This window comes from Rossellomorea sp. NPDC071047, assembly GCF_050270195.1.
In the GTDB taxonomy this organism is placed as follows: Bacteria; Bacillota; Bacilli; order Bacillales; family Bacillaceae_B; genus Rossellomorea.
Genome location: NZ_JBNNJT010000004.1, coordinates 95,138 through 107,584, shown reverse-complemented (window position 1 = coordinate 107,584; position 12,447 = coordinate 95,138). Strand labels below are relative to the sequence as shown.

At 40.4% G+C, this 12,447-nt stretch carries 9 protein-coding genes; 8 read left to right on the top strand and 1 reads right to left on the bottom strand.

All coding sequences use genetic code 11. The features are described 5' to 3' along the window. The first annotated feature begins 70 nt into the window (after nt 1-70). The 7 genes from ACQKFO_RS14875 (at nt 71) to ACQKFO_RS14845 (ending at nt 9,983) form a co-directional block, all read left to right on the top strand. Complete coding sequence (locus ACQKFO_RS14875) at nt 71-1,168, top strand: glycosyltransferase (protein WP_427599664.1); 1,098 nt, start codon at nt 71-73, stop codon at nt 1,166-1,168. 203 nt (nt 1,169-1,371) lie between these two features. Then, on the top strand, nt 1,372-3,432 hold the full coding sequence (locus ACQKFO_RS14870) for a cell wall-binding repeat-containing protein (protein ID WP_427599662.1): 2,061 nt from the start codon (nt 1,372-1,374) through the stop codon (nt 3,430-3,432). Nucleotides 3,433-3,444: 12 nt separating this feature from the next. Continuing rightward, on the top strand, nt 3,445-4,254 hold the full coding sequence (locus tag ACQKFO_RS14865) for a hypothetical protein (RefSeq protein ID WP_427599660.1): 810 nt from the start codon (nt 3,445-3,447) through the stop codon (nt 4,252-4,254). 64 nt (nt 4,255-4,318) lie between these two features. After that, nucleotides 4,319-6,580, top strand: a complete 2,262-nt coding sequence (locus ACQKFO_RS14860; protein WP_427599658.1) for a SpoIID/LytB domain-containing protein — start codon at nt 4,319-4,321, stop codon at nt 6,578-6,580. Between the two features lie 651 nt (nt 6,581-7,231). Further along, a complete protein-coding gene (locus ACQKFO_RS14855) occupies nt 7,232-7,585 on the top strand; it encodes a hypothetical protein (RefSeq protein WP_427599656.1) in 354 nt (117 codons plus the stop codon). Nucleotides 7,586-7,636: 51 nt separating this feature from the next. Continuing rightward, complete coding sequence (locus ACQKFO_RS14850; RefSeq protein ID WP_427599654.1) at nt 7,637-9,001, top strand: O-antigen ligase family protein; 1,365 nt, start codon at nt 7,637-7,639, stop codon at nt 8,999-9,001. Between the two features lie 13 nt (nt 9,002-9,014). Continuing rightward, nucleotides 9,015-9,983 (top strand): hypothetical protein, encoded by a 969-nt coding sequence (locus ACQKFO_RS14845; RefSeq protein ID WP_427599652.1) that lies wholly within the window; start codon nt 9,015-9,017, stop codon nt 9,981-9,983. 527 nt (nt 9,984-10,510) lie between these two features. On the opposite strand, the gene ACQKFO_RS14840 is transcribed toward ACQKFO_RS14845, so the two are convergent. Beyond that, the gene (locus ACQKFO_RS14840; RefSeq protein WP_427599650.1) at nt 10,511-11,311 is read right to left on the bottom strand and encodes a glycosyltransferase family 2 protein; all 801 of its coding nucleotides are present in this window, start codon (nt 11,309-11,311) and stop codon (nt 10,511-10,513) included. Between the two features lie 256 nt (nt 11,312-11,567). Here ACQKFO_RS14840 and galU point away from each other — a divergent pair, with 256 nt between their 5' ends. Continuing rightward, nucleotides 11,568-12,440 (top strand): UTP--glucose-1-phosphate uridylyltransferase GalU, encoded by an 873-nt coding sequence (galU, locus tag ACQKFO_RS14835; RefSeq protein WP_427599648.1) that lies wholly within the window; start codon nt 11,568-11,570, stop codon nt 12,438-12,440. Nucleotides 12,441-12,447 lie beyond the last annotated feature (7 nt).

Below are 12,447 nucleotides of genomic sequence, written 5' to 3'. Positions count from 1 at the left end.
GTCGGTTTTAAGAGGATTCTCATTCATTGCAGGAAGTCAGTAGTAAAAAAGAGAGTGTGGTACCCGAGTTATGAAAGTTTTATTATTAGCACCAGCGAATAATGTACATACGAAGAAATGGCTTGATTACTATAATTCGGTTGGTATCGAGGTCATGAATATTAGCTTAGAGAACCATAAAGACTCTTCTGGACACATCCCTTGGGAGAATGTAAGCAGAGTCTATTTAAATCTGAAATTAAATCACAAGATTTCATATTTATTTACGGTTTCCAGGTTGAAAAAGATCATTCAAAACTATAAGCCTGATCTGATCCATTCCCATTATGCTTCGAGCTACGGATTGATAGGAGCGTTAACAGGGTTCAGTCCTTACATCTTATCGGTATGGGGGTCGGACATATATGATTTCCCTAAGCGGAATGTGATGAATCGAATCATCCTCCAGTACGCCTTGAGAAAAGCGGACTATATTTGTTCAACAAGTCCTGCACTTGAACAGGAAACGAAAAAGTATATAGATGAAAATAAGCCATTGTCCATTACGCCCTTTGGTGTTGATATAACACAATTCAAACCTAATCCAACGAAGAAGGTGGAAGGGCAATTCAGAATCGGGATTGCTAAGGGAATGGAGCCGAAATATGGGATTGAATATCTACTGAAAGGCTTCAAGCTTTTCTTGGATACACTTGGATCGGAGCGCCAGTATGTTCGCCTGCAACTGGCCGGGGACGGACCTTATCTTGCAAAGTATATGAAACTGACAGAAGACTTGGGCATAGTTGAGAATGTAGAGTTTTTAGGAAGAATCGCTCATGAGGATGTTCCTGATTTCATCTCATCTCTTCATATATTTGTCATTTCTTCCTTGATTGAAAGCTTCGGAGTTTCAGCTGTAGAGGCACAGGCTTGTGGCGTACCCGTTGTCGCAACAGATGTCGGTGGTCTTCCTGAAGTGGTGCTGGACGGTGAAACAGGCTATCTGATCCCCTCAAAAAATCCAGATGCCTTAGCGGAAAAATTATTATACCTCTATAAGGATTCCTCAGAACGAGAGAAATTAGGGAAAAACGGCAGGGAACATGTAATCAGTCATTATGACTGGGAAGATAATTCTAAGAGAATGGTAGATCTTTATAATGAAATAATAAGAGTAGAGAATTAAACATTTCCAGTGCAGTGTGGTACAACATTCTTTTTCAATAAATAGTAAAGACACTTTACGATCCTAATATAAGGGGAGTGAGTGTCTTTTTTTGTGTGTTTATGTAAAACTTTACGAAAACATGTCAAAAGTATGTCAACTGTTGCCGATAATAATGGTAGAATAAAGGAAAATTTTAATATATTGGAGGAGAATGCAAAAAAATGAAGAAAAAGATTGCGATGCTTGTTGTTACAATGACGATGTTTCTTGTCATACCGATTCTGGCATCAGCTGAGAAGAATGTAGTCATTGACCCAGGTCACGGAGGTTGGGATTCAGGAACAGCAGGATATTCTGGGAGTTCAACTGGTTATTATGAAAAGCATGCCAATCTGGCAATCTCTGAAAAATTACGGGATAAGCTAAGAGCAGAAGGATTTAATGTTTATATGACTCACGATAATTTAGATACGTATTTGAGTCTTCAAGAGCGTACAGATATAGCTAATTCATTCGCTAGAGGAAAGAATGATCAAACGGTTTTTGTTTCCGTCCATCACAATGCGGCACCTACAAACCCGTACGTACGTGGATTCGAATCGTATCATTATGATAATAAATATGCCTGGGAAGCTGAATATCCGCCCGATCCCATTCAGGTAGCGTATGGAAGTGAATCGAAGCGATTAGCAGAAACGGTTCATCCGAGTACGGTGAATGCCATTGGATTGACAGACAAGGGAATGAGAAATAATCAGGCGTTTTATGTGATCCGTAATACACAGATGCCATCACTTCTATTGGAGATGGGATTTATGTCGAACCCGACAGAGGAAGCCCTGATTAAAACATGGTCGTTCCAAAATAATGCAGCAGAGGGTATCAAGGATGGAATTGTTTCCTATTTCAAAGTATTTGAAGTATACAATGCTGAGAACAAACGACTTAAGATTTACGAGTCGAAAGACGAAGCGATTCAATATTCCAAGTCCCAATCGAATACATATGTGTTTGATAAATACCAGCAGAAAAAAGTATACGAGAATTTAAATGAATACAGTGTCTATCAAAAAGGGAATGAAAAGCTTAAAACCTACCCGATTAAAGAAGACGCTATTCAATATGCAGAAGGTCTGACAAATACAAGAGTAGTAGATGAGCACACTGAAAAGATTCTTTGGTCTAATTACTTATCGAAAAAGTACAGCGTTCAAACAGAGGCTGGAAAAAGTTTATGGTCTTATTACGATGTGAAGAGCGCAATCGATTACGCAAAATGGAAGGCAACACCATTAAAAGTGGTTGATATCGATTCTAAAGGAGTCATTTGGTCGAGTATCGATGGGGTTAAGATCAATCGTTTCATCAACGATACAAACTTAATTGGACTGGATCGAATGGAAACGGCGATCAAAGTTTCCAAAGACCTTTATCCTAACGGTTTCTCAAGTTCCAAAGCGAAGAAGGCTGTTGTATTAGCAACCGCATATGATTTCGCAGACGCACTCTCAGTAGGGCCCCTGGCAGCTCAATTAGATAACGCACCTATTCTATTAACAGCTAAGGACGAGCTTTCTTCAGAAGTAGAAAGGGAGCTTACGAGACTGAATGCGAAAGAAGTATACATGATTGGTGGAAAAGGAGCCGTCTCAAATGCGGTTCAAGCTCGATTAGCGAAGCTTGGAATAACTGTTACAAGAGTGGGCGGCGCTGATCGTTACGAAACGAATCTTCTTATCAATAAAAAGCTGACGAATGTAAAAGGTGCTTTTGTAGCATCAGGTAAAAATTACGCCGATGCACTGGGCGCTGCACCGATCGCTTCAGCCAATCAATGGGCAATCGTGCTGACGGGCAAGGACAGCATCAATTCTTCCGCACTCACTTACTTGAAAGGAAAGCAAGTGAAGGTATTGGGGGGAGGAAATGCGATTTCTTCAACGGTTGAACAGTCAATTAAACGATATTCAACGAATGTTGAAAGGCTTTCAGGAACAGACCGTTATAAAACACTTGCCAAAGTGCTGACGAAATTTAAATCATTGATGGGTTCAGACAAATTCATCGTTTCAACGGGAACGAATTACCCCGACGCTTTAACGGCTTCTGCGCTGTCTGTTAAAACAAAGGCACCGATCGTATTGGTCGGAGGTTCATTAGATGGGCATTTAGAGGATTTCATCCTTGAGTATCAGCCATCAACCGGTGTTAAAGAAGTGATCAAAGTAGGCGGGAAAGTCGATGACAGCATCATTGAAAAAATGAAGAATGTCTTGTATTAAGGAGGACACCCCATGTTAAACAGTCGTAAAAATATCTTTCTGGTCTCTCTGCTCATCTTGTCTATGACTGTCGTTACGGCATGCAATGCTTCCTCGCCGAGTGAGAAAACAAATAAGGAAGAACCGGATACATCTAAGGTTGAAAGCGAAACGTCGAATGAAGATACCTCTCTTAATGAAGAATCGGATACCTCCACTGTTCAGGAAGAAGTGGATGGAGAGGATACTCAGGAGCCGGCCGAAGATGCATCTCCTGAAGAAGAAACATCAGATGAAGACAAGGATACAACGGATAAAGAAGAAGTAAACCTGTTACTCCAGCAGCTCAAACCTGAAAAAAACATGGTCAAAACCTTTGAAAATAAGGATTTTAGCTTAACGGAGACGGTAGTGGATCACAATGACACGCATGTTCAACGTGTATTCAAAGTAGGAGAGATGGTCACTCTTCAGGTCCTAAAATGGGATCAGGATGTCATTCAAGTCGTGTATGAAGAAAGTAACCCAAAGAATGTGAAAGACAGCATCTTGGACAACTTCACCGCGGATAAAGAAGCGAAGCCGCTGGCCGATATAAAGCATAAAGGCAAAGGCGACACCACACGCTGGGAAATCATCAGCGAAGATGAAACGGTCGAAGTTCCTTATGACACATACGAAAATGTCGTCGCTGTCCGAAGTACGGTGAAAAACGGAGATGTGAATACCATCAATACCATGTACTATGCACCGGGAATCGGCATGATTAAAGAGGTATATGAAGAAACCGGGAAAAACGGATATAAAATCGAGTCCGTATTGAAAAAGGTAGAAGCACTATAAACATTCAGAAGGTGCCCTGTAACAAGGGCGCCTTCCTCAATATCCATTCCAAGGAGGAAATACATTGAAGAAGAAGTTACTTTCTATGCTGGTTCTTTCCACAATGGTTACGGGATTCATTTCAGCACCGATTGATACAAGTGCAGCAGGTGAACCTATTTCTGTAAAACTTCAGAATTATATTGGAAGTAAGAGTTCACTACCTTTTTCAACAAGTGGTGACTATCAAGTGAAGGGAACTTCGATTTTCATCCAGCCAGGGGCGGCCTATACAATCAAGGTCGAGTCAGGGAAACTATCTCTTTACAAAGGTACTGCACTAGTGAAAAAGTTCGATGGCAACGTGTCCATCATTCCTACGATTACTGAAGCGATGGATCGTTCGATGACCATTAAAGGCAATTACGATAAGAGATACCTGGGTGAAGTTGAGTTCACAGTTGAATCAGGCAAATATGTAAGGCCTGTGAATCATATTAATCTCGAAGACTACTTAAAAGGCGTGGTGCCAGCCGAAATGCCTGCTTCCTGGGGCGATAACGGCGGACTGGATGCCTTAAAGGCTCAAGCTGTCGCAGCCAGAACCTTTGTATTGAAAAAAGGAAACTGGACGATTTATGATGGCCAAAGTGATCAAGTGTATAAAGGGTATGATTGGGATCCCCATACAACAAAGGCAGTTAATGAAACACAAGGTGAAGTTCTGAAAAAAGGTGACAGCTATGCTGAAGCATTTTATTCTTCATCGAATGGGGGAAGAGTATTCTCTAATCAAAATGTTTGGGGATCACCTTTGGTTCCTTACCTGGAGACAAAGCAGGACATCTATGATGCGAAAATCTCACCACACAGTGATTGGAAGGTCACTCTCTCAAAAGCTCAATTCGACACCAACGAATTAGATCTCAAGAAACCGGAATCTTGGTGGTCGGATGTGAAGGAAAAAGATCAAACAATCATTTCAAACATGAAATCATGGCTGAAAAATAAGAATCATATTGATGACAATAGTGACATTAAAATAGTAGGTATCAAAAATGTCTCATTTGATATTCCTGATTCCTCTTTTACTTCAACAGATGTATTGAAAGGAAAAGTTTCTTTCACTTATTTTGAGAAAAAAGACAGTGGATTTGTGAAAAATGAAGATGGAACAATCAAGTTGCAAACGAAAACCATCGATGACCGATCTTATAATATTCGTTTCATGCTTGGGACATCTATCATGAAAAGTCCCTATGTGAAAAGTCTTGATGAGAAGGACGAACAATTTGCGATTAATGGCGGAGGTTTCGGTCACGGAATCGGGATGAGCCAATACGGCGCTTATCAAATGTCCAAAGAAGGAAACAACTTCAGAACGATCCTTGGCTATTATTATCCAACAACAAGTGTGAATAGAGAGCTGGACTTAAACGACTATTCCCATGAGCTTGAAGGTGACGACCGCTATGATACAAGCGTGAGTGTATCGGATTATGGTTGGGAGAATAAATCAAAGGCTGTAGTCATAGGCCGGGGCGATTTATCGATTGATGCGTTGACAGGAAGTGTACTGGCGAAGAAACTTGATTCACCATTATTATTAACCACTTCAACATCACTTCCGGATACAGTACTGGACGAAATTAAGCGACTTCAACCTGAGAAAGTTTACTTATTGGGTGGAACGAATGCCATCAGCACGAACGTAGAGAATCAGCTGAAAGGTTTATCTGATATCACTCGTATAAGCGGGGAAGAGCGTTACGAGACAGCAGTAAAAGTAGCAGATCAAATCAATAACAACAATGAAATCTTTGTGGTGACAAAAGACGAGAAATCCCCGGATGCCTTGTCAATTGCATCGTATGCCAGCATGATGCAGATCCCGATTTTGTACACGTCAAAAGATACTCTGCATGAAAGCGTTGAAGCTTACATGAAAGAAAATACGATCAATAAGGTAACGATCATCGGTGGTCAGTCTGCTGTTTCTTCTGAAGTAGAACGCCAATTAACTGCCTTGGCACCGAATGTATCACGTGTATACGGGTTAGACCGTTACCAAACGAGCTTGACGATTGCAGAAAAATATCGTGATCAGTTTGAAGAAAAGACACTATTCTTCGCACGAGGAGATGTTTTCATTGATGCCCTGCCGGCTTCAGCACTTGCATCGGCAATGAAATCTCCTTTGATACTGACGCGTAAAGATGCTTTGCCAGACAATGTAGGAAAGTGGCTGGATGAACGCACGGTTCTAGCCGATACGTACTTCCTGGGTGGTAAAGGGGCGATTGCAGAATCTGTCCGCCGCGATATCCAACAGGCATTTGCAAATTGAATTTCAATCAAGAGGCTGCCATTCTTAGGGATGGCAGTTTTTTTTATGGGATTTGAGGTTTTTTCACTTAATGGCTTTAGATTGTCCTTTTTTAGCAGGGAATGTGGTTTCAAACCAGCTTTAAAGTCGATTCGAGTGGTGAACCGATGACTTAAAGGCGTCTTCGGGGGCTTATCGATCCCGTTTTGGAGGTAATTGATCCTGTTCCAAGATAATTAATCCCGATTTGGATTGATCAATCCCGAGTATGATTTATTGATCCTAATTTCAATTAATTGATCCTCCGTGTCGAAATTTCTTTAAATATGTACAGGATATGCCCGTTTGGCTAAAACTCCCACCTCTCCAAAAAAGGGATAAAAAAGCGTAACTTCCCCTTATATAGATCAATCTTCCAAAAATATGACTATAAAACACGTTTGTAACACATATTTAACATAACGGAATCATAGAGAATTTGTGTGATTATACAGTATTGACAAGGGTGACAAAGTGTATTGGGGCAGGCAACAAAGCATTTTCAAATGATGGGTTTTCATGTATAATTTTTTATTGTTGTTTAATTATCAAGACTTAACAGGGTGCGTCCCTTTTTACATAAGAAACAAGAATTCGAAAGAGACGATGGTCCTCACGGGAAAGGAGTTTGTAATGAAAAGACAGGTTGCCGTTATACTTACATTGATCACCTTGTTCTTAAGCGGCTGCGGTGATCAGCCATTGAAATTCAGAAATCTACTGGAAGCGGATCAGTACATCCGGAATAATATTGAGAACACGGATTGGAATACCTTTAAATACATGTTGAGTCCGGATAACACAGTGACAGAAACGGACTTCAAATATCTGAAAGAGAAGCTTACATCTCAACGGAAAAGTTATTTTCATACCGAAGCCGTCAATAAGTTCTATCGGTTTAATAAAGAAAATGAATTGGTTTATATGACCGAGTGGGAGAAAAAGGACGGAATTCTTTTACTGAAGGATATAGATTACATTCAATGAGGCGTTTGACCAAAGCCTTCCATAAACTATAAAGACAATGAGGAGTTTAGTATGAATTTTTCCACACTCATGAACAAGTATGAGCCGAGGCTGAAGCAGATCATCTTGATTTTAGTGGCCGGATATTTGTTCTTCGCACAGTTCTCTACTCAAGCCAAATACATCAAGCTTCTCCCCGTACCCGTTCCAGCGGTATTGACACTGGGGGTTGGCTCGTTATTATTTCTGTATTACTTACTCAATCGAAAACGTTTGACCCAAACCTCGGAGTTTGATAAATACTTAAAACGCTTCCTGATTCTCTTTCTTATCTCATTGGCACTGGCTATTCTTTCTGCCTTTTATACTGCTACAGTCTTGAATAGTGTAGAGTATATGAACTACTTAAAAAGCTCAATGATTACGCGGGTCGCCTATTATCTCAGCTTTTTCATGTTTGTGTACTTTGGCTACCGTTTGCTCGTGAATGAGCCGAAAGATAACGAAAGTATCATCAAAGTCTACCCTTTGTCGATAACGTTATTAGTGGCTGTTGCCTTTTGGCAGCTTGCCTATTTCATGTTCAACATTCCATTTCTTAATTTAGATACACGTTCCTTTGTGCATAGTGTGGAAGGAGTGACCCTGTTCGATTTCCGGATCACCTCATTCACTAACGAACCAAGCTACATGGGACCGTTCTTGATCGACCTGATTATATTGGCATTCCTTTTTGTGAAACGTAAATGGGTGTATGCAGTTGTCGTGCTTATTCCGACTTTATTCATACTGGCCTTTACGTTTTCCGTGAGTGCCTATTTCAATCTGGTACTGGTAATAGGGTTTTTAATGGTCTATTTAATGTTCCATCCTAAATTCCCGAAGAAAATACTATGGATGATCCCGTTAGTGGGAATCATCGGGATCGCCGGCCTTTATCTTGTGAACCCTGACTTGCTGGCGAAATTCTTCTCTCCGATTTGGGGAAGAAGAGATAACCTTTTTGATCCGACACAATCAAGCCGGATCTATATGTACGTCATGCCATTTCAGTGGCTGTTCGATCATTCCATCGTTTCAGGACTATTCGGATATGGACCGGGAGCTTATGAGTTCCTGGCGGGGACCAAGATTGTGCCCCATACCCAAATGAGTCTGGCGATCTCGGCGAACAATATGTTTATTGATGTCCTATTCGAGCAAGGTGTCATCGGACTCCTTCTTTTACTGGCAGGTTTGATTTCCATCGCCGTATTCCTGTTGAAGAACGGCATGAAGAATATGTACTACTTCATTGCATTAGTGGAGTACTTTCACTTGATGGTCACATCTTTATACAGAGCGGATTATGTCACACCAAGATTCTGGGCAGTTCTATTAGTTATCGCCGTGCTAGTGAAAATCGGTGAAATGAAACACAAAGATAGCAAAATGTAACGGAGTGATACAGTTGAGTTCATACAAAATCTTTCTTTCATATCTGATCTTTGTGGTTCTTTTGTTCGGCATCATTGTAGGCGTGAAAACAAAAGAGGTGCAAAAAAGTGAATATAAATCGGTCGGAAACGAATATTCACTCCTGAACTTCGGCTTAGGTGAAAGGTATCAGGAAGTGTATAAGGTGATGGAAGGTCCTGATTCCAAGGATGAAGTACTGGATGATTCAGAACAGAAGCTTCGCGTTCATTTCACTGGCGGAGAAGCAGACTACCTGATCACATCCAATAAAAAGTTCAAGATTTCTGACACGATCAATGTTGGAGATAACCTCCAAAAGGTTATTGACAACAACTTAGAACTGGACATGTTTGAATACAAAGCAGATGAAAATGCTGCACAATCGTACGTGTATATGATTATTAAAGAACAAAGCGTTGTATTCGAAGTAGAAGAAGGTAAGATTACAAAAATTCTATTAGCCCAAGAAGAAATTCCGATTGTCGAGTTAATAAGTGCTTTGAATGAGGATCTTGCGACGGATGAGTTTCTGGAGTTGACAGACGAAGAGCTACTTAAAAAGTCCGGAACGCTGAGCTTCCGAATCGATTACGAAAAGAACAACAGGAAAGTCCTATCGGATGAATTCCTTCAGTACGTGGACGCAGGTCTTCTACCAGAAACGCCTCTTCCAATCGGGTACTCAGAAAAGAACCTGTTCAATAAGTATGGTGATCCTGTTTACATCTTTGAAGGGAAAGGCGATGTTGAATTCTTCTACTATTACAAGGAGTTCAATTCCTTTGTTGGATTGAACGAAGATAAGCGCCTAGTGGAAATCAAGTTCCCGGTAAACATTCCGGCAGCTGAATTCGATAAGATTCATGGCGATCTTGAAAATGAGCTCGACCTAGAACAAAATGAGTTGGAGTTAACGAAAGAAAATGACGTTATAACGGAAGTCATTTTAAAAGAGAAATGATTAAATGAGGTGTACCCGTTGGAGACGGGTGCACCTTTTTATATTCTGCATTCGACACGTGATTGGCAATTCAATCTGTTGATGGAGACGGTACGGTTGGTACCTCCGGGGTAAAGGGAATTCGACACGAAGGATCAATATACTGAAATTAGAATCAATAAATCCAATTCAGGATTGAAAATGCCAATAGGGGATTAATTATCGTGGGTCAGGATCAATTACTTCCAAAACAGGATCAATTATGCTGCGAAGGCTACTCAGACCTACAGATTTCACCCTCAAATCGGCCTGCAACCTACCCCAAAAGCACATTCCCACCCCAAAAATGGACAATCTAAAAGAAAAATCATCCAAAACAAACTAAAAACGATTTACTATAAATCAAAACCTGCATGAGTTCACAATTTGGCATCTACCTCAAACAAAAAACCGGCATGGTCCACAATCTGGCATCTACCATAAACTAAAAAACGGCAGGCGCCCACAAACTGGCACCTGCCGAAAAATCCTATCAAACCGAACTAACACTATTTCTTCTCATACCTGAAAATTTCTTTGAACGCTTTACCATAATAGCCAAACGGTTCATCTAAATGACGATACTTCTTTACAAAGAAGAGAGTCAAAAGAACAACTGCAGTCGGGGTATTGTACATTCTCTTAAACAACGGCCCTTTTCCGATAAATGACTTTTCATAAAGACGGGTTTGCATTTCGGGCTTCTCATGATTTACGACAACCTTCGGATAATAGCTGATAGACTTATTATTTCTCGCTAAATCAAATAAGAAGACATTTTCTTCCCCTGAAGGATAGATTGCACCCAGGCCGAATTTCTCGTCAAATTGAATCAGAGAGCGTTCGACATTCGCTGTTTGTATAAAGATTTCGATAGAAGACTTCTTCAACAGCTTACCGGTTGTAACCTGTTTCTGTTCTTCTTCGTCATATTCTTTATAGTAAACGCCCTTGATTGGATCATAGATTTGAAAGCAAGCGACATCGGTCTCGAGATTCTCATTGAAATAATCAACGACAAGCTGAAAAGAGTCGTCATTATACCAGCAATCATCATCGGAAAACGTCAGGATGCTCCCATTCGCATGTTCGATTCCAACGTTTCTAGCGAGTGATAGACCTTTGCGATCGATTTCAATATGATTGTATTTAAAGTTAACATCTTTTAAAACGGATGTAATATAATTGTGATTGTCTTGTGATACAATAATGACTTCGAAGTCTTTATACACTTGATTATTAAGACTTTCAAACAATCGTTTCAATTCCTCTGGTTTCGTTCCAAGAGTTGGTACGATTACACTAATCATTTTCTTCATCCTCACATCTGAAATTACTCGCTATATTATAGCACAATAAACCTGTGAGATTAAGAAATCAATAACATATGGTATAATACTCGTGAAATTTAATGGATTTGGCTCTGTGATTGAAACGAATGTTTCGATCACCATTCAGATTTCTCTTCAAGAGGCGTAAATGAGCCCAAATCTGCAGACACTATTAAAAAAGACTTCGAATCAGAATAAGAATAATGGATCTACACAAAACTAAGAGGTGAGTTCTTTGAGAGTAAAAAAAGCGATTATCCCGGCTGCCGGTTTAGGTACGAGATTCTTACCGGCAACGAAGGCACAACCGAAAGAAATGTTACCAATTGTAGATAAACCTACAATTCAATATATCATTGAAGAAGCTGTTAATTCTGGGATAGAAGATATCCTGATTGTGACGGGCCGTGGAAAACGTGCCATCGAAGATCATTTTGACAAATCTTTAGAGCTTGAAGAAATGCTCGCAATGAAAGAAAAATACGATGAGCTTGAGCAAATCAAGCAAATCTCTCATCTGGCGGACATTCACTACATCCGTCAAAAAGAGCCAAAAGGACTGGGACATGCCATCTGGTGTGCAAGAAAATTCATCGGCGACGATCCTTTCGCAGTCCTGCTTGGAGATGACATCGTGATCTCCGAGAAACCTTGTCTTAAACAATTAATCGATGAATTCGAAGAGAAAGAATCAAGCATCATCGGCGTACAGGAAGTTCCAGATGAGGACGTATCCAAATATGGTGTCATCGACGTGGAAGACCCTGCGAACGATGGCCCTCTTTTCAAAGTCAAAGGATTGGTAGAAAAGCCGAAATTAGAAGATGCCCCTTCTAACATGGCGATCATGGGGCGCTACGTTCTTACACCGGATGTCCTTGATATCTTAGGAAACCTGGAGCCTGGCCAAGGAAATGAAATTCAATTGACAGACGCTCTTCAAGAATTAAATACGAAGCAAAATGTTTACGGTTATTCTTTTGATGGTAAAAGATATGATATTGGAAACAAATATGGCTTTGTTCAAGCAACGGTTGAGTTTGCTTTAATGAGAGATGACCTTAAAGGTCCATTGAAAGATTGGTTAAAAGACATCATTTCAGAATGAACAAGGA